The 18,716-nt window shown below is 42.9% G+C and carries 16 protein-coding genes; all 16 read left to right on the forward strand.

The features are described from left to right. Nucleotides 1–43: 43 nt before the first annotated feature. Nucleotides 44–1,165 (forward strand): DUF5692 family protein, encoded by a 1,122-nt coding sequence (locus tag D6855_RS03065; RefSeq protein WP_120737891.1) that lies wholly within the window; start codon nucleotides 44–46, stop codon nucleotides 1,163–1,165. Continuing rightward, nucleotides 1,166–1,834, forward strand: coding sequence for a hydrogenase nickel incorporation protein HypB (gene hypB / locus D6855_RS03070; RefSeq protein WP_120737893.1), 669 nt, complete (start codon nucleotides 1,166–1,168; stop codon nucleotides 1,832–1,834). 147 nt (nucleotides 1,835–1,981) lie between these two features. Then, nucleotides 1,982–2,326, forward strand: coding sequence for a hydrogenase maturation nickel metallochaperone HypA (locus D6855_RS03075; protein WP_120737895.1), 345 nt, complete (start codon nucleotides 1,982–1,984; stop codon nucleotides 2,324–2,326). Nucleotides 2,327–2,469: 143 nt separating this feature from the next. Further along, nucleotides 2,470–5,217, forward strand: coding sequence for an FAD-dependent oxidoreductase (locus D6855_RS03080; RefSeq protein WP_120738157.1), 2,748 nt, complete (start codon nucleotides 2,470–2,472; stop codon nucleotides 5,215–5,217). Nucleotides 5,218–5,360: 143 nt separating this feature from the next. Further along, nucleotides 5,361–7,463 carry a type I DNA topoisomerase gene (gene topA, locus D6855_RS03085; RefSeq protein ID WP_120737897.1) on the forward strand — a complete coding sequence of 701 codons (2,103 nt, stop codon included), beginning with the start codon at nucleotides 5,361–5,363 and terminating at the stop codon, nucleotides 7,461–7,463. A gap of 188 nt (nucleotides 7,464–7,651) precedes the next feature. After that, nucleotides 7,652–8,431, forward strand: coding sequence for a GTP-sensing pleiotropic transcriptional regulator CodY (gene codY, locus D6855_RS03090; RefSeq protein ID WP_120737899.1), 780 nt, complete (start codon nucleotides 7,652–7,654; stop codon nucleotides 8,429–8,431). Nucleotides 8,432–8,639: 208 nt separating this feature from the next. Further along, a complete protein-coding gene (gene flgB, locus D6855_RS03095; protein ID WP_120737901.1) occupies nucleotides 8,640–9,035 on the forward strand; it encodes a flagellar basal body rod protein FlgB in 396 nt (131 codons plus the stop codon). A gap of 13 nt (nucleotides 9,036–9,048) precedes the next feature. Further along, nucleotides 9,049–9,495 carry a flagellar basal body rod protein FlgC gene (gene flgC / locus D6855_RS03100; protein WP_120737903.1) on the forward strand — a complete coding sequence of 149 codons (447 nt, stop codon included), beginning with the start codon at nucleotides 9,049–9,051 and terminating at the stop codon, nucleotides 9,493–9,495. 45 nt (nucleotides 9,496–9,540) lie between these two features. Next, nucleotides 9,541–9,885 (forward strand): flagellar hook-basal body complex protein FliE, encoded by a 345-nt coding sequence (locus tag D6855_RS03105; protein ID WP_120737905.1) that lies wholly within the window; start codon nucleotides 9,541–9,543, stop codon nucleotides 9,883–9,885. A 48-nt stretch (nucleotides 9,886–9,933) separates the two neighbouring features. Then, a complete protein-coding gene (gene fliF, locus D6855_RS03110; protein WP_120737907.1) occupies nucleotides 9,934–11,553 on the forward strand; it encodes a flagellar basal-body MS-ring/collar protein FliF in 1,620 nt (539 codons plus the stop codon). Nucleotides 11,554–11,590: 37 nt separating this feature from the next. Next, the gene (gene fliG, locus D6855_RS03115) at nucleotides 11,591–12,631 is read left to right on the forward strand and encodes a flagellar motor switch protein FliG (protein ID WP_330546819.1); all 1,041 of its coding nucleotides are present in this window, start codon (nucleotides 11,591–11,593) and stop codon (nucleotides 12,629–12,631) included. Beyond that, the gene (locus tag D6855_RS03120) at nucleotides 12,624–13,499 is read left to right on the forward strand and encodes a FliH/SctL family protein (protein ID WP_147368115.1); all 876 of its coding nucleotides are present in this window, start codon (nucleotides 12,624–12,626) and stop codon (nucleotides 13,497–13,499) included. Before fliG ends, D6855_RS03120 begins: the two co-directional genes overlap by 8 nt. A 53-nt stretch (nucleotides 13,500–13,552) precedes the next feature. Continuing rightward, nucleotides 13,553–14,872, forward strand: a complete 1,320-nt coding sequence (fliI, locus tag D6855_RS03125) for a flagellar protein export ATPase FliI (RefSeq protein WP_442861345.1) — start codon at nucleotides 13,553–13,555, stop codon at nucleotides 14,870–14,872. 13 nt (nucleotides 14,873–14,885) lie between these two features. Continuing rightward, nucleotides 14,886–15,341: a flagellar export protein FliJ gene (locus tag D6855_RS03130; RefSeq protein ID WP_120737913.1), complete on the forward strand. Its 456-nt coding sequence runs from the start codon at nucleotides 14,886–14,888 to the stop codon at nucleotides 15,339–15,341. 3 nt (nucleotides 15,342–15,344) lie between these two features. After that, nucleotides 15,345–16,298 carry a hypothetical protein gene (locus D6855_RS03135; protein WP_120737915.1) on the forward strand — a complete coding sequence of 318 codons (954 nt, stop codon included), beginning with the start codon at nucleotides 15,345–15,347 and terminating at the stop codon, nucleotides 16,296–16,298. A gap of 78 nt (nucleotides 16,299–16,376) precedes the next feature. Beyond that, the gene (locus D6855_RS03140) at nucleotides 16,377–18,671 is read left to right on the forward strand and encodes a glycoside hydrolase family 9 protein (RefSeq protein ID WP_120737917.1); all 2,295 of its coding nucleotides are present in this window, start codon (nucleotides 16,377–16,379) and stop codon (nucleotides 18,669–18,671) included. Nucleotides 18,672–18,716: the final 45 nt, after the last annotated feature.

Below are 18,716 nucleotides of genomic sequence, written 5' to 3' on the forward strand. Positions count from 1 at the left end.
GTTAGGCGAAACTATAAAAGATTCATGCCAAAGGAGGACATTTATGTTATTTCAACTTTACAGCAATCATGCATCAATGCAGCTGATCGGTTGGGTATTAGTGTTTGTGGGACTTATTCTCATGAACGAGATTGGTCGTAGGACCAAAACAGGTGGAATGATCGTTTTCGTTGTCATTCCTACAATTCTTACAGTTTACTTTATTCTTGCTCACATGGGCATGTTCGGTGGAAAGGCCAATCCTACAGTAGCTTTCATGGATGGCTGGTTCCACTACTTCAAGCTTTATGCTGCTGATATCGGCTGCGTAGGCTTCATGATGATCAAGTACAAATGGGGCATTGGAAAAGAGAAATGGTTCAAATGGTTCCCATGGTTCATCGTTGCAGCTAACATCATGATCGCTAACGTTTCTGATATGGAGTCTGCTCTTGCAGCATACGGAATCACTGGCGACCTTTCAGGTGCTTGGTGGGCATCAAACGAGGGCGTATTCATCTATGGTGGATGGTGGAACGTAGTTAACGCTCTTGCTGGTATGATAAACATCTTCTGTATGACAGGTTGTGTACATCTTTACACATCAAAAGACAAGAATCATGCAGATATGCTCTGGCCAGATATGACAATCTGGTTTATACTTGCATATGATGTTTGGAATTTTGAGTACACATACCTCAATCTTCCTACACATTCATGGTACTGCGGTGTTGCACTTCTTCTTGCTCCTACATTTGCTAACGCATTCTGGAACAAGGGTGCATGGATCCAGAACCGTGCTAACACACTTGCAATCTGGTGTATGTGGGCTCAGGTTGTTCCTGCATTCCAGCTCAGCTCCAGATTTGCAGCAGCTCTTCCTTCAGTTTATGGCGGAGCAACCAAGGCTGGCATCACAACTATGGATCTCTATGCTAAGGCTATCGATCTGTACAACTCAGGCGCTGGTAAGTCAGCTCAGGCTGGACAGATCATCGAGAGCATGGGAATCACAGCTAACCCTACAGCTCAGGGTGTTGTAGCTATCCTTGCAATCGCTATCAACGTAATCTGCATGGCAGAGATCATCAAGAGATCAATCAAACTTGGCAAGAATCCTTATGCTAACGAAGTATTCGTTGGAACTAAGGACTTCGATCTTGCAATGGAGCGCGCAGAGGTATAAATGGATAACGTAAGAGTAATTGAAGTAAAAAGAAGCATTTTTGAAAGTAATGATAAGGATGCTGACAAGCTCAGAGGAGAACTTAAGGAGTCCAAGACTTTTCTTTTGAACCTTATGTCTTCACCAGGATCTGGTAAGACCACAACTCTTAAGAGAACAATTGAAACCCTTAAGGACAAATACAGGATTGGCGTTATGGAAGCTGATATCGATTCAGACGTTGATGCCAAGGCTATCGCTGAGCTGGGCGTTAAGTCCATTCAGCTTCACACTGGCGGAATGTGCCATCTTGATGCTGATATGACAAGACAGGGTATTAAGGAACTTGATGTTTCAGACGTGGATTTTGCGATCCTTGAGAATGTAGGAAATCTTGTTTGTCCTGCAGAATTTGATACAGGAAGCACCAAGAATGCCATGATCCTCTCAGTTCCTGAGGGACATGACAAGCCACTTAAGTATCCTCTCATGTTTTCCATCTGTGATGTGGTTCTTATCAATAAGATGGATGTAGCGCCATACTTCGATTTCGATCTTGAAAAGTGTAAGGAATACATCCTTATGCGTAATCCCAAGGCTAAGATAATTCCTATCTGTGCCAAGACTGGCGAGGGAATTGGAGCTTGGGCTGACTGGCTTTCAGAACAGATCGATGAGGCCATCAGATAAGTTAGAATAATAATTTGGCAATGAGATGAGAGAAGAGCCATGCGATAAACAGGGGGAAGTTTATCTTTATCCTTAATATCGCCTGGCTTTTCTTAAGCTCATAAATTTGTATCAGTTGTATTTTACAAGGCAGACAAGGATAGACTTATGCACGAACTTGGCGTTGTTTTTCGAATAATAGATGACCTTACGGAAGTAGGTAAAGAAAACGAACTTGAGAAAATTCATTCGGTTACTTTGCAGCTTGGAGAGGTGTCAGGAGTAGTACCATCTCTTTTAGAAGATGCCTGGAAGTGGGCTGCAGCGAGAACAGAACTTATGAAGGACTCAGAGCTTATCATCGAGACCCTTCCTGCTGTGACCTACTGTGAGGACTGCAAAAGCGAATATGAAACAGTAGCACATGGTAAGATCTGCCCGAATTGTGGCAGTGAACATACATATCTCTTAAAGGGAAACGAATTCATGATAAAAGAGATAGCAGCTACGTAAATAGATGGCTTTTTTAGAAAGAAGAGGAAAAAACTATGGATATGAATACATTTGATATGCAGGATCTTATGACTCCATACTCTCTGGATCCAAACCGTAACAGACAGGATCCAAGAGCTGGCATAATTCCTGAGTGGGTAGATATGAACGCTCCTTTCCGTGAGCCACTTGCAAAATTTGCAACTGTGGTAACTGACAGAAAGAACATCAAGCTTGGTATTGAGAAGATCACCAAGGAGAGCCCTGAGTACTGGGGACTTTACAACCTTATCACTGATGCTCAGTGTGAGATCGCTCTCAAGATGGAAAAGAGAAAGCCTAAGACATTTGAGCAGATTGCAGCTCTTTGTCCTGAGTATTCAAAGGAAGAGCTTCAAAAGCAGCTTGATGAAATGTCTTATAACGGTGTTATCGAGTGGAACTATGAGAACGACAAGCACGAGAAGCAGTACGTTCTTCCTATGTACGTTCCAGGATCTGCTGAGTTTGGAAACATGAACGGCAGAGTTATAGAGGCGCATCCTGAGGTTGGTCCATTCTTTGAGAGAATGAGCCGTATTCCTCTTGAGGGACTTACACACATGGTTCCTATGGGCGGCGCTGGTGTAGGCATGCATGTTATTCCGGTAGAGAAGGCTATTGAGATGGAGAATTCTGCAATAGGTCTTGAGAAGATCTCTTACTGGCTTGATTACTATGAAGGAAAATACGCTGCATCTCCATGCTCATGCAGAAGATCAAGAAAGACTTATGAACAGGGCTGTGCTGATGATCCGGAAGGATGGTGCATAGCAATTGGTGATATGGCTGACTATGTTGTTGAGACACAGAAGGATGGCCGTTACATCACTAAAGAAGAGGCTCTTGAGATCTTCAAGCAGGCTGAGGACAACGGATTTGTTCATCAGATCACAAATATTGATGGAGAGCACAAGATCTTTGCTATCTGTAACTGTAATGTAAATGTATGCTATGCGCTTCGTACTTCACAGCTCTTTAATACTCCTAACATGTCTCGTTCAGCTTATGTTGCACACGTTGACAAGGAGAACTGTGTTGCTTGCGGACGCTGCGTTGAGGTTTGTCCTGCTGGTGCAGCTACTCTTGGACAGAAGCTCTGCAAGAAGGATGGAAGCGAAGTGATCTATCCTAAGATGCCTCTTCCTACTGAGAAGAAGTGGTCTACAGAGATGTGGACAGAGGACTACCGTGATATTAACCGTATCAATACTCACAAGACTGGTACAGCTCCTTGTAAGACAGCCTGTCCAGCTCATATTCCTGTTCAGGGATATCTTAAGATGGCCGCTCAGGGCAGATATGAGGAGGCTCTTGCTCTTATCAAGAAGTACAATCCACTTCCTGCTGTTTGCGGACATGTATGTAACAGACGCTGTGAGGATGCATGTACAAGAGGAACTATAGATCAGGCCCTTGCTATCGATGAGGTTAAGAAGTTTGTAGCAATGCGTGATCTTCAGTCAAATACACGCTATATCCCTAAGAAGACTATTCCAAAGATTGGCGGCGGATTTGACGAGAAGGTAGCTATCATTGGTGCAGGACCAGCTGGTATTTCCTGTGCTTACTACCTTGCGCTTAAGGGATACAAGCCTACTCTGTTTGAGAAGAACAAGAAGCCAGGTGGAATGGTTACTTATGGTATTCCATCATTCGTTATGGAAAAGGATGTTGTGGAAGCAGAAGTTGACGTTCTTAGAGAACTTGGTGTTGATATACGTCTTGGAGTTGAGGTTGGTAAGGATATTACTCTTGCTCAGCTCAGAGAACAGGGATACAAGGCATTCTATATTGCAATCGGCTGTCAGGGCGGCAGAGGCGTAAATGTTCCTGGAGAGGATGCAGAGGGCGTTATCAAGGGTGTTGATATCCTTCACGACGTTATAGATGATGAGAATTATAAGCTTACTGGCGATACTGTAGTAATCGGTGGTGGTAACGTTGCTATCGACGTTAGCCGTACAGCGCTTCGCTGCGGATCACCTAAGATTACACAGGTTTCTCTTGAGACTAGAGATATCATGCCAGCTCTTCCTGAGGAGATCGAGATCGCAGAATCTGAAGGCATCGAACTCAGAGGCGGTTGGGGACCAAAGGAAATTCTCACTGAGAATGGCAAGGTTAAGGGTATTGTATTTAAGAAGTGTACTCAGGTTAAGAATGCTGAAGGACGCTTTGATCCTAAATATGATGAGAATGAGACTATGGAGATCGCATGTTCTAACGTAATCCTTTCAGTTGGACAGGCAACTGTATGGGGAGATCTTCTTAAGGATGAGAAGGTTGAGTTCAGAGGACCAGCTCCAGCAGCAGATAAGATCACATTCCAGACAACTGTTCCTGATATCTTTGTTGGCGGTGATATGTTCTACGGCCCAAGATTTGCTATTGACGCTATCGCTTGTGGAAGAGAGGGCGCTGAGTCTATCCACAGATTTGTTCAGCCTCATTCTTCACTTACAATCGGCCGTGATCCTAACTTCTTTGTAGAGCTTGATAAGGACGACATCTCAGTTAAGGACTATGATCACGTTGGACGTCAGCAGCCAGGTGTTAAGAGCACAGACGGTAAGCTCTCATTCCGTGACAACAAGCTTGTATTCACAGAAGAGCAGGTTAAGAAGGAGACATCTCGTTGTCTTTCATGTGGTGCATCCATCGTTGATCCAAATAAGTGCGTAGGCTGCGGACTTTGCACAACAAGATGTGAATTTGACGCCATCAAGCTTACAAGGGATAATCCAGACTGCTCAACCATGAGAAAGGCTGAAGATAAGCTTAAGTACATCCTTCCTAATGGAGCTAAGCAGGCACTTGCAAGACCATTTGTAAGGAAGACTCCAAAAGAGACTGCATGGCTCAAGAAATAATGAATTTCAAGGCGCTGGTGGGAGATGATCTCACCAGCCCTTTTTATTTGCGACTTGACTTAAACTTTAAAAATGTATATTAATATGAAAGTGAACTTAACAGAAACGTAACAGATTATTTTGTGAAGGGGCAAATACTATAAATGGCAACCAAGAAAGAAACTAAGGCTAAGAAAAACTCACTTCTTATAGTTGAGTCACCAACCAAGGTTAAGGCTATCAAGAAGTTTTTGGGATCTGGCTATGAAGTAGCAGCCAGCAATGGTCATGTAAGAGATCTTCCCAGAAGTTCAATGGGAATTGATATCGACCACGATTTTGAACCCAAATATATCACTATCAGAGGAAAGGGAGATGTTCTTGCTGAGCTTCGCAGACAGGTCAAGAAGGCTGACAAGGTTTATCTCGCAACTGACCCGGACCGTGAGGGAGAGGCAATAAGCTGGCACCTTTGCTCTGCGCTTAAGCTCGCAGATGCTGATGCCAAGGTTCAGAGAGTAACCTTTAACGAGATTACCAAGAATGCAGTCAAGGAAGCTATGAAGCATCCTAGGGACATCGACATGAACCTTGTTGATGCACAGCAGGCAAGGCGTGTTCTTGACCGTATGGTAGGTTATGAGATTTCACCTATTCTCTGGTCCAAGATCAAAAGAGGTCTTTCTGCAGGAAGAGTTCAGTCAGTAGCTCTTCGTATCATCGCAGACAGAGAGGAAGAGATAGACTCTTTTATCCCTACAGAATACTGGACCCTAGATGTAAACCTTATGCCAGAGGGAGAAAAGAAGCCTCTTGTGGCTCACTACTATGGTAAGGGTAATGACAAGAAGGAAATTAGCTCCAAAAAAGAGCTTGAACAGATACTTAAGGACCTTGAAGGTAGCAAGTATGTTGTAAGTGATGTTAAGAAGGGCGAGAGAAGCAAGAAGGCTCCACTTCCATTTACAACATCAACTCTTCAGCAGGAAGCCAGCAAGGCTCTTAACTTCTCAACTCAGAAGACCATGAGAGTTGCTCAGCAGCTCTATGAAGGAATTGAGCTTGGTAAAGAGGGTACAGTTGGTCTTATCACTTACCTCAGAACAGACTCAACAAGAGTATCAGCGGAGGCAGTAGAAGCTGCCAATGACTATATCTCTAAGAACTTTGGTGATAAGTACCTCGCTGAGGGCGCTGGTGCCAAGAAAAGCGAAGGCAAGATCCAGGATGCTCACGAAGCTATCCGTCCTACCTATGTTGACAGAACACCTGTAATGGTCAAGGACTTCCTTTCAAGGGATCAGTTCAGACTCTATCAGCTCATCTGGCGCAGATTTATGGCAAGCCGTATGGCTGCTGCCAAGTATGAGACCACATCAGTTAAGATCGACTGTGGTGAACACAGATTTACAGTAGCTGCCAGCAAGACTATATTTGATGGATTCTTAAATGTTTACACAGATGAGGACGATCAGATCGAAAAGAACGTAATCATGAAGAATCTTGATACCAAGACCAAGCTTAAATTTGACAGCTTTGATTCACAGCAGCACTTTACACAGCCTGCACCTCACTATACTGAGGCTTCTCTTGTGCATGACCTTGAGGCTCTTGGAATAGGCAGACCATCTACCTACGCTCCAACAATCTCAACTATCATGGCAAGACACTATATAACCAAAGAGAATAAATCTCTTTACATCACTGAGCTTGGGCAGGCAGTTAACAAGATGATGATGGAGGCATTCCCTCAGATAGTAGATGTTAACTTTACTTCCAACATGGAAGCTCTCCTTGACGGAATAGCAGAGGGTGATGTTAAGTGGAAGACAGTTATCGAGAACTTCTATCCTGACCTTAGTGAGGCTGTTTCTGCAGCGGAAAAAGAGCTTGAGAAGGTTCAGGTTCAGGATGAGGTTACAGATGAGGTATGTGAACTCTGCGGAAGAAATCTTGTTATCAAATATGGTCCTCATGGTAAGTTCCTTGCTTGCCCAGGTTTCCCTGAGTGCAAGAACACCAAGCCATACTTTGAGAAGATTGGTGTTGAATGTCCAAACTGTGGGAAGGATATCGTCCTTAAGAGAACCAAGAAGGGACGTATTTTCTACGGATGCATTGACAATCCTAACTGTGACTTTATGTCATGGCAGAGGCCTGTCTCCAAGAAGTGCCCTAAGTGCGGCGGTGTAATGTATGCCAAGAACAACAAGCTTGCCTGTGGCAATCCTGAGTGTGGACACGTAGAAGATAAGGTAAAAGAATAAACGTAAAACTAATCATATAAATTTTCAGAAATCTTTAGCTTTTTTTCATAATTGTAGGCGCTTTATTGTTTGAAGCGCCTATTTTTTTATGATATGATACAAATAGTGTAGTGACATTATTGACGCTTTTTCGTCTATGCAATGATCACTTTGCACGTTGGGGAAAATACAGAAAAAGGAGAATTCTGATGAGTAGTGTACAACTACTGGATAAGACCCGTAAGATAGGAAAGCTTCTTCACACCAGTAACTCTGGTAAGGTTGTTTTCAATGACATTTGCAGGGTTCTGTGCGACATTTTATCCTCAAATATGTTTGTTATCAGTAAAAAGGGTAAAGTTCTCGGTATTGGTGAGAGCAAGGATGTAGAATCCATCAGTAACCTTTTATCCTGCAGCGTTGGATCATTTATCGATCCGATGTTAAATGAGAGGCTTCTGACAATTCTTTCAACCAAGGAGAACGTAAACCTGGAGACCCTTGGATTCGAGGGAATAGACTCTTCCAAGTTCCAGGCTATAATTACTCCGATCGAGATAGCGGGAGAGAGACTTGGAACACTGTTCATCTATAAGACAGACAAGCCTTATGATATTGATGACATCATTCTGTGTGAATATGGAACAACAGTTGTTGGTCTTGAGATGCTAAGGGCTGTAAATGAAGAGAACGCTGAGGAGAGCAGGAAGCTTGCCGTTGTTAAATCAGCTATCGGAACTCTTTCTTTCTCTGAGATGCAGGCTATCATCCATATATTCGATGAGCTCGATGGAATGGAAGGAGTGCTGGTTGCCAGCAAGATCGCCGACAGGGTAGGAATTACAAGAAGTGTTATCGTAAATGCTCTTAGGAAATTTGAAAGCGCTGGCGTCATTGAATCAAGATCCTCCGGAATGAAGGGTACATACATCAAGGTTACAAATGACGTGGTATTTGGAGAGATCAAAAAGCTAAAGCAGGAAATATAATTTGCCGATGTATATTGTATAAACAATAACAGCGACATGGATGTGAATCATGATGAAAGGATTTATCAATATTTGGTAAATCCTTTCTTTGTTTTTTACATAGATTTTGTAGGATGGATTACAAAAAGCACAATATAAAGTATATTATGCTTGTAATTTACATAAAAAAATTTTATTATTAAATAGAATAATAAGGAGGAGTGGGTCTGTGATTAATAGCAATGTATTTGATTACATCAATGTCCTGGACAAGGCTGCTGACGCTGCTTGGACTAGAAACGAGATAATTGCCAATAACATTGCCAATGTTGACACACCAGGCTATAAGAGGCAGGATCTCAATTTTGAGGATGAGCTTGAGAGAGCTCTTGGACACAACAAGTACAAGACTATGGATGCCAAGGTAGCTAACCTCAAGAACAAGCACCTGGAGGCAAGAGTAGTTAATGACTATTCGGGATTTTCCTACAGGACTGACAAAAACAATGTTGATATCGATACAGAAAACGTTATGCTTGCTGCAAACCAGCTCAAGTATCAGGGACTAATGTCTTCACTTAAGAGTGAATTCTCAAACCTTTCATTGGTTACAAGGTCATCATAACGGGAGGTGCTAGATGAGCATATTCGATTCCTTTAATATCAATTCTTCAGGTATGACTGCCCAGAGATTTCGTATGGACATCATCTCTGAAAATATTGCCAACGCCAATACCACAAGGACTTCAGAAGGAACTCCTTATGTCAGAAAGGTAGTTACTTTTGCTGAAAAAGGAACACAGACTCCGTTTTCAAGGATTCTCAATGAGAAGCTTGATCATTATTCAGGAAGAGGTGTTAAGGTTTCAACTGTTCAGGATGATACCTGGACTCAGATGAATATAGTTTACGACCCATCTCATCCAGATGCTGATGAATATGGATATGTTACTTATCCTAATGTCAACACTGTAACCGAGATGACAAACCTCATAGATGCCAGCAGGTCCTATGAGGCTAATGTCACTGCCTTTAATGCCAGCAAGAATCTTGCATCAAGGGGACTTGACCTTGGCCAGGGCTGACGTTTAATAGATAGTTTTGCAATATAACCTTTGGGGAGGATTATTATGGCATCTCTTGATATTTCTCAGCTTAGAAATGTTAGTAGTGATGTAATAAGACATGCTGAAAAGACAAACAGCAGAGTTTACAATGTTCTTGGCGATGACCAGGTTGGTAACGACCAGTCATTTAAGAGTATTTTCAGTGCAGTAGTGGACAATATCTCAACCACTAATGCATATCTGTCAGATGCAGAGAATGAAGAGATCAAATGGTCACTGGGGCTGACTGATAATACACATGATCTGTCCATTGCTCTTCAGAAGGCAAGCACGACCCTGCAGTATACAGTAGCTATAAGGGATAAGGCGCTTGCTGCTTATAGAGAACTGACTCAGATGCAGATCTGATTTGGTATTAAGTTTTAGTGTGTTTTGCAATAGAGGGGAGGGAGAGATATGCCAGAAAGATTTAGGGCTATTTGGCAGAAGATTCTCGACTGGTGGAACGCTTTTACAGCCAGGCAGAAAACCTTGATAATAGGTGCCAGCACGGTTGTACTGCTTACCATCATTATTTTGGTGTCTGTATTAAATCAGCCACAATACGTGACTTTAGTAAATGCTAATTCTACCAAGGAGGCGTCCGAGATCAAGGAGCTCCTTGATTCAAATTCAGTTAATTACAAAATGTCAGACGATGGATTGGAGTTCAAGGTCCTTAAAAAGGATCAGGGTGATGCCAGTCTTCTTTTGGGTGCTAATGACATCCAGTCTTATGCTTACAGCATCGACAATGTAACCAATGGCAGTTTTTCAACAACTGAATCAGACAAGCAAAAGAAATATGTGCTGTATTTAGAGAGCAGACTTGAGCAGGACTTTATTTCCAAGTTCGATGCCATTAAGTCAGCCAATGTACAGCTCAATATCCCTGACAATGACGGAACACTTATTGGCAATCAGGAAGAAGCTTCTGCATGGATTCTTTTGCAACTTAGTGAAGGCGGCAAGTTTGACGAGGAAAATGCTGCTTTCCTTGCTAAGGCAGTTGCAGTAGCTGTGGGTAATGAAAACACTGACAATATAGTTATTCTTGATACGGAAGGCAACATGCTCTTTTCTGGAGGAGAAGATACAACAACTTCAGGTCTTGCATCAACACAGCTTTCTGTTAAAGCCAAGGCTGAGCAGCTTGTTAAGTCAGAGGTCAAGAAGGTTTTACTTGGAACCAAGCTCTATGACAACATTGAGGTTGCAAGTAACCTGGTAATGGACTTCTCTAAAAAAGAAGTTACAGATCATCAGTATACTCCAGCAGAAGACCAGACACAGGGTGTTCTTAGCCATGAGGATACTTATAATGCTGAGAACGTAAACGGTATCAGCGGAATACCTGGAACAGATTCCAATGCTGATGATGAGACCACTTATGTAACTCTCGACAATACAAACTCCACATCAACCATTACTGAGGAGTCAAGGGACTATCTTCCAAATGAGAAGATCACCACAGAGTCCAGCGTACCTGGTGCCATCAAGTACAATGAGTCTTCAATTTCAGTTACAGCTATCAACTATCAGGTTATGAAGCAGGAAGACTATAAGCCTGATGATCACGACGGAGCTACATGGGAAGAGTTTAAGGCTGGAAACACACAGCCAATAGTACTTGAAGTTCCTGAAGAGATGATAAATGTTGTCTCCAAGGCTACTGGTATCAAGGCTGAAAACGTAGCCATGGCAGCATATACCGAATATGTATTCTTTGACAGAACTGGTGCTAACATCACCGTTACAGATATTCTTCAGATCGTTCTTATCCTTGTTATTCTTGGACTTCTTGCATTCATTATTCTCAGGAGCATGTGGACATCCAAGAAGACAGAGGAAGAACAAGAACAGCCAGAACAGCTTTCTGTTGAACAGCTCCTTGAATCTCAGCCTGAGGAAGTTCTTTCAGATATTGAGATGGATCAGGGATCTGAGACAAAGAGACTTATTGAGAAGTTCGTAGATGAGAATCCGGAAGCAGCAGCTACGCTTCTTAGGAACTGGCTCAATGAGGACTATGGCTAATTATTTGATTTACTAAAGGTTTTGCGAGGGAACAGTTATGATGGACGTAGAAATGGGGGGTGGACCAAATCCCTTAATCGCCGATTTTACGGGGACTCAAAAAGCAGCGATTCTTCTTATCGCCCTAGGGCCGGAAAAATCATCTGCCATATTTAAGCACCTTAAGGAAGAGGAGATCGAGGAGCTTACACTGGAAATAGCTAACACTAGAAGTGTCACTTCCCAGATCAAGGAAGCGGTACTTCAGGAGTTCTATGGGGTATGCCTTGCTCAGCAGTACATTGCTGAAGGTGGTATCACCTATGCTAAAGAGCTTCTTGAAAAAGCCCTTGGTGAAGATAAGGCTCTTGATGTTATCAGTAAGCTTACTGCTTCACTGCAGGTTAAGCCTTTTGAGTTTATCCGCAAAACTGAGCCATCACAGATCCTCACCTTCATTCAGGATGAGCATCCTCAGACTATTGCCCTCATTCTTTCATACATGTCTGCTTCCCAGAGTGCTATGATCCTTTCAGCTCTGGCACCTGACAGACAGGCTGATGTTGCTAAGCGTATTGCTTCCATGGACAGAACAAGTCCGGATACGATCAAAGAGGTAGAAAAGGTATTGGAATCCAAGTTGTCATCTCTTGTAAACCAGGATTACACAATCATCGGTGGTGTAGATGCAGTAGTAGAGATCCTCAATACTGTAGACCGTGCCACAGAGAAACATATCATGGAGACTCTGGAAATCGAAGAGCCAGAGCTTGCAGACGAGATCAGAAAGAAGATGTTCGTATTCGAAGATATCCTTCTTCTGGACGACAGATCTATTCAGAGAGTGCTGCGTGAGGTTGAGAACTCAGACCTTGCTCTTGCATGTAAGAGTGCTACTGAACAGGTTCAGACAGCAATCTTCAACAACCTCTCCAAGCGTCTTGCTGCTATGATCAAGGAAGATATGGACTTCATGGGCCCTGTGCGTATGAAGGACGTTGAAGAAGCTCAGCAGAAGATTGTTAACGTAATCAGAAAGCTTGAGGATTCTGGCGAAATCGTAATCTCCAGAGGTGGAGGTGATGAGTTAGTTGTCTAATTTGTTTAAAGCAGGTTACGTCACTTTCGATTCTACTGAAACTAGGATCATTGATAACAACGACCTGGCTAATAGAAAAATAGAAGCCTTTCAGGAACAGGAACTAAAAAGGCAGAGAACCCAGATGGTACAGGATGATGCATATCCTGATATGGAGATGGGTGAGGACTTTATTCCTGGTATTGAAATGGAGCAGCTTTCTCAACTTACAGAGGATCAGAGCATGCTGGAATCAGTTCCTGATCCTCAGTTTGATATGGAAGCGATGCAGGCTGAGATGGACCTTAAGATCCAGCAGGCCCAGGAGCAGGCTGACATGATCCTTCAGAGTGCCCAGCAACAGGCTGAAGCCATCAGGAATGAAGCCATGGAGCAGGGACATAGGGAAGGATATGAAGCTGGCTATCAGGAAGGCGTAGCAGCTGCCCAGGCCCTCAAGGATGAATTTGAGCAGCAAAGAGGAGATCTGGAAAAAGAGTATCAGCAGATCGTTGATGAGCTTGAACCTGAGATGGTTGATGTTCTTACTCAGATCTATGAACACGTGTTTAACATTGAGCTTAGAGAAGATAAGGGTATTATCCTTCATCTTCTTAAGACTACTCTATCAAGAATAGAGCCTGGAAAAGACCTTATTGTCCACGTTTCATCAGATGACTACGACGATATCATGGATGAGAGGGAAACTCTCAATGCATGTATTACATCTCCAAATACCACAATGGAGATCATAGAAGATCCTCTTCTTAGAGAGAATGAATGCATGATTGAGTCTGACAGTGGCGTATTTGACTGCAGCCTCGGTGTGGAACTGTCAGAGATCTCAAGGAAATTAAAGCTCCTGTCCTTTGACAGAAACAGAAGATAAGTTGGTGTTTGCCTATGCTGGTTTCATCAGTTGATCTATCTAAATATAAGAAAATGCAGAATGCACCATTTTACCGCACAAGAGGTAAAGTGGTTAATGTCATAGGCCTTACCATTGAATCTGCTGGACCAGATGCCAAACTTGGTGATATCTGTCTTATCTATCCCAAGAAAAAAGACAACGAGTCTGCATCTAACCATGTGGTTAAGCCATCAATGGCAGAGGTGGTTGGATTTAAGGATGGTCATGTACAGCTGATGCCCTATGAAAACACCAGTGGCATTGGCAATGGCAGTATTGTAGAAAATACCGACTCACCACTTCGTGTTAACGTTGGTGAGGGACTTCTTGGCAAGACTCTTGATGGTCTTGGAAGAATCGATGGTACCAACTATGGTCAGGGTACTGTTCTGGAGGGCGGTATTGCATACTCGGTTGAGAACCAGCCCCCGGATCCTATGACAAGAGATCCTATTTCAGAGGTCCTTTCACTTGGAGTTAAGGCTGTTGATGGTCTTCTTACAGTTGGTAAGGGACAGCGTATTGGTATCTTTGCTGGTTCTGGTGTTGGTAAGTCTACACTTCTTGGCATGTTTGCAAGAAACACTCAGGCGGACATAAATGTCATAGCTCTTATCGGAGAGCGTGGCAGAGAGGTTCGTGAATTCATAGAAAGAGACCTTGGCGAGGAGGGTATGCAGAGATCGATTGTAGTCTGTGCAACCTCAGATAAACCTGCTCTTGAAAGACTTAAGGCTGCCAAGACTGCGACTTCCATTGCAGAGTACTTCAGGGATAAAGGAAAAGATGTCCTTCTTATGATGGATTCTCTTACCCGTTTTTCAATGGCTCAAAGAGAGATCGGACTTGCATCAGGAGAGCCGCCTGTATCAAGAGGATATCCTCCGTCAGTATATGCGGAGATGCCAAAACTTCTTGAGAGAGCCGGTAAATCCAGAAAAGGCTCCATAACTGGTCTTTACACCGTCCTTGTAGATGGTGATGACATGAATGAGCCTATCACCGATACCGCCAGAGGTATCCTTGATGGCCATATAGTACTTAACAGAAAGCTTGCGCAAAAGAATCACTACCCGGCGATAGACGTTCTGGCCAGCATCTCAAGATGTATGTCTGCCATAGCAGATCCTGAGCACAAGAAGGCTGCGGGCAAGCTTAAAAACGTACTTGCCACTTATAACGACGCAGAGGATCTTATCAATATCGGCGCATACAGAAACGGCGCCAATAAGAATATTGACTATGCGATATCCAAGATAGAGATGGTCAACAATTTCCTTATGCAGGAGACAGATGAGAAGTTCTCATTTGAAGAGATAAGATCGCAGCTTCTAAATATGTTTGCGGAATAAGAGAAGTTAACTTATGGCAAGATTTGTTTACAGGATGCAGAGCGTTCTTAATATCAAGCAGCAGACAGAGAACCAGACTAAAATGGAATTTGCTGTGGCTCAGAATGAACTCAACGAGCAGCTTGATATTTTGGATGAATATGTAAGCAGAAAAGCCAGATATCTTGAAGAAGCGGAGGAACTTCGAAATGAAGACTCGTTAAAGCTTCAGGATATTCTGGATAACCAGTATGCAACAGCCCAAATGGACGTCATGATCAAACAGCAGTCCATGGTGGTCAAACAATATGAAGACAGGGTTGAAAAGATAAGGGTTAAGCTTACAAAAAATGTTCAGGAACGTAAAATGCAGGAGACCCTTAAAGAAAAGGCGTTTGAACAGTTTATAGAGGAACAGAAACAGGAAGAAGCTAAGGAAAACGATCAGCGAAGCAGCTTTACCTACGCAGAAAAACAAAAGGAAGATTAGTAAATGGCTGATAGCAGTTTATTACATGGCCCTGAAGACCCGAAAGCGGCGAAGGCCAAACTGAAAGCGGATAAAAAAGAATATGCCAAGAAGCTGAAAGAGCAGAGAAAAGCACAAAAGGAAAAAGAGAGGGAATTTGCAGACAGAAGTGCTGAAATAAGTGGCGATAATGCAGGTGGCCTTGCTACTCTTGTTATCACTTTCCTCATTATCCTTATCTGGCTTGCTATTATGGCACTGCTTGTAAAGCTCAATGTCGGTGGTTTTGGTTCAGATATTCTGGCGCCTCTTATCAAAGATGTACCTTATCTGAATCTTATCCTTCCTGAAGGCTCTGTTCAAAAAGAGACTGAAACCACTCAGATTGTTGTGGATGGAACAACAGTAATTGATGGAACAGGTTCTGAAGGATCGCTTAATACTCTCGAGGATGCTCTGAACTATATAAAGAGACTTGAAAAAGCGTTGCAGTCTGAAATGGAAGAAAACAGCACACTGACTGCTGAAAATGAAAAACTAAAGGCAGAAGTTGCAAGACTCGAACCCTTTGAGCAGCAGCAAAAAGCCTTCTACGAAGAAAAGGCCAAGTTCTATGAGGAGGTTGTATACGGCGATAATGCTCCAGACCCGGAAACTTATCAGACATATTATGAGATGATAGATCCTGATAATGCTGAACAGATTTATCAGAAGATCGTGCAGGGTAAGGTTGATGATGCTGCTATTAAAGCCTTTGCCACAACCTATTCAGGCATGAAAGCAAAATCTGCTGCCAAGATCTTTGACGAGATGGTCAAGGAGAACCAGATACAGCTTGTGGCCAAGATATTGGCACAGATGAGTGTGGAGAACAGAGGAGATATCCTTGCAGCTATGGAAGAAGCCAACGCTGCCAAGCTCACGCAGCTTTTGGAGCCTACATCTTTGGAGAACAAATCAACAAAGGTTACGGGATGAATATTTATATAATTAGATTGAAGTTATTAAGGGCTGCGGTCTTCACCGCGGCTCTTTGAGAATAAGGGAGAAGAAGGTATGAAAAAGAAAGTATTGTCTGTGGTATTTGCTGCTGTAATGGCGTTTTCTTTAGTGGCTTGTGGTGAAGGCACAGTTCAGGAAGTGCCTGAGCAGCCAACTGAAGAAACATCTGAGATTGTCCAGCCAGATTCTGCAGCTACAGAGCCTGCCGCTACCCAGGAAGAAGAAAAGAAAGAAGCGGAGCCGGTTGAGATCACTGGCGAAAATATGATCACAAATGGGGACTTTTCTGATGGGACTGAACCATGGCATACCTTCTGTCAGGATGGACTTGCAGAGCTAACTGTGAACGCTGAGGGTGAGCTCGACATTGATATAAAGAGTCTTGGATCTGTTGCTCATGGCGTACAGCTTTATCATGATGGATTCCAATTAGATGAGGGCTGCGTTTATAAGATCGCCTTCGACGCATATTCTGATATTGATAAAAAGATACTTGAGATGCGTTTCCAGTTAAATGGCGGTGATTATCACGCCTACTATATGGAGCATATCACTATTGATAAGGAAAAAAAGCACTACGAGTACACCTTCACGATGGAAGAAACCGGTGACCTTGTTCCCAGATTTTGCATTAACATGGGTGTAGTTGATGATATGGATCGCAGCACTCCTGAACACCACGTGTATCTTGACAACGTAGTTCTTACATTGGAGGATGCCACCAACAGGATAGCTACTGCCGGGGATATTGATTTTCCTGATATTTCAGTCAACCAGATAGGGTATCTCCCTGACTCTTATAAGAGTGCCACCCTTAGAAGATCTTCACTTAATAAGACAGCTCTTTTGATAAATGAAGCTACTGGTGAAAGTGTTTTAGAACAGAAGATCACAAGCAGTATCGATGATCCTGATACAGGCGAAAAGGAAGCAATCTTTAATTTCTCATCTGTAACTGATGAGGGAACCTACCATGTAGAGGCAGGGGATAATGTTTCTCCATCTTTCAGGATTGGTAATGATGTTTATGATGAAGCGTTTAAGGCATCTATCAAGATGCTTTATTACCAGAGGTGTGGAACAGAAATCACAACAGATCTTGCTGGAGACTTTGCGCACCCAGTATGCCACAATGATATGGCTGTTCTTTATGAAGATAATTCCCAAAAGCTTGATGTATCCGGTGGCTGGCATGATGCCGGAGATTATGGAAGATACTCTGTAGCTGGAGCCAAAGCTGTAGCTGACCTTCTTCTTGCATATGAGAATTATCCGGATGTATTTGATGACAATGTTGGAATCCCAGAGAGTGGGAACGGAATTCCTGATGTTCTTGATGAAGCTAAATATGAACTGGACTGGCTCTTTAAGATGCAAAGAGAAGATGGCGGCGTTTACCATAAGGTTACATGTCGCAACTTCCCTGGCAATATAATGCCACAAGATGAAAAAGATGAACTTGTGATCATGCCCGTTACTACAACTGCGACAGCTGATTTTGCAGGTGTGATGGCTATTGCTTCGAGAGTCTATTCCGGTTTAGATAGCGAGTTCTCAGAAAAGTGTCTTTCAGTCTCTAAAAAAGCAGCGGAGTACATCTCAAAGACTCCAAGAGACCCAGTGGGTTATAAGAACCCTTCTGACGTATTTACAGGTGAGTATGAAGATGTTAATGATATTGATGAGAGATTCTGGGCCTATGCAGAACTCTTTAAGACAACTGACGATAAGTCCTATGAAGAACTATTAAAGAACGAGCTTCCTGACAATGGCTATTCCCTTGGATGGCAGGGAGTAGCTGGATACGGTGGATATGCTTATCTTTCTGCTAAGGGAGCTGACGATGATACTGCTTCACTTGTTAGGGACGAAGCTAATAAGATGGCAAAAGAGATCATCTCAAACTCTGCAAAATATGGCTATGGATCTTCCATTGTTGGTGCTTACCCATGGGGAAGTAACTTGACTATCGCCAACAATGGTGAATATCTTCTTATGATGGATGGCCTTATTGATAAGACCAATAAGAATGTTGCTGATATGCAGCTTAACTATCTGTTTGGCAACAACTCAACAGGTTATAGTTTCTTTACTGGATTTGGTACATATTATCCTGAGCATCCTCACCACAGACCTTCTCAGGTTAAAGGTGTTGCTGTTCCCGGAATGCTAGTGGGAGGCCCAAATAGCGGACTTAATGATGATTATGCTATGAATGTCCTTAGCGGAGCTCCAAGTGCTAGGTGTTATGGAGACAATGAATCCAGCTATTCAACTAATGAGATAACTATCTACTGGAATTCACCACTTATTTACCTTCTTGCTGGTGAGATTGCGGCTGCAAAATAATTTTGGTAAAGGGGTTAAGTATTCAATCTATTATCCGATATACAT

This window comes from Butyrivibrio sp. CB08, from assembly GCF_003625485.1.
Lineage (GTDB): Bacteria > Bacillota > Clostridia > Lachnospirales > Lachnospiraceae > Butyrivibrio.

Bases quoted from the DNA above. Each gene is read 5' to 3' on its own strand.
- hypB (WP_120737893.1), top strand. From the start codon at position 1,166: ATGGATAACGTAAGAGTAATTGAAGTAAAAAGAAGCATTTTTGAAAGT.
- topA (WP_120737897.1), top strand. From the start codon at position 5,361: ATGGCAACCAAGAAAGAAACTAAGGCTAAGAAAAACTCACTTCTTATA.
- fliF (WP_120737907.1), top strand. From the start codon at position 9,934: ATGCCAGAAAGATTTAGGGCTATTTGGCAGAAGATTCTCGACTGGTGG.
- D6855_RS03105 (WP_120737905.1), top strand. From the start codon at position 9,541: ATGGCATCTCTTGATATTTCTCAGCTTAGAAATGTTAGTAGTGATGTA.
- D6855_RS03135 (WP_120737915.1), top strand. From the start codon at position 15,345: ATGGCTGATAGCAGTTTATTACATGGCCCTGAAGACCCGAAAGCGGCG.
- fliI (WP_442861345.1), top strand. From the start codon at position 13,553: ATGCAGAATGCACCATTTTACCGCACAAGAGGTAAAGTGGTTAATGTC.
- flgC (WP_120737903.1), top strand. From the start codon at position 9,049: ATGAGCATATTCGATTCCTTTAATATCAATTCTTCAGGTATGACTGCC.
- D6855_RS03065 (WP_120737891.1), top strand. From the start codon at position 44: ATGTTATTTCAACTTTACAGCAATCATGCATCAATGCAGCTGATCGGT.
- codY (WP_120737899.1), top strand. From the start codon at position 7,652: ATGAGTAGTGTACAACTACTGGATAAGACCCGTAAGATAGGAAAGCTT.
- D6855_RS03140 (WP_120737917.1), top strand. From the start codon at position 16,377: ATGAAAAAGAAAGTATTGTCTGTGGTATTTGCTGCTGTAATGGCGTTT.
- D6855_RS03080 (WP_120738157.1), top strand. From the start codon at position 2,470: ATGAACGCTCCTTTCCGTGAGCCACTTGCAAAATTTGCAACTGTGGTA.
- fliG (WP_330546819.1), top strand. From the start codon at position 11,591: ATGATGGACGTAGAAATGGGGGGTGGACCAAATCCCTTAATCGCCGAT.
- D6855_RS03075 (WP_120737895.1), top strand. From the start codon at position 1,982: ATGCACGAACTTGGCGTTGTTTTTCGAATAATAGATGACCTTACGGAA.
- D6855_RS03130 (WP_120737913.1), top strand. From the start codon at position 14,886: ATGGCAAGATTTGTTTACAGGATGCAGAGCGTTCTTAATATCAAGCAG.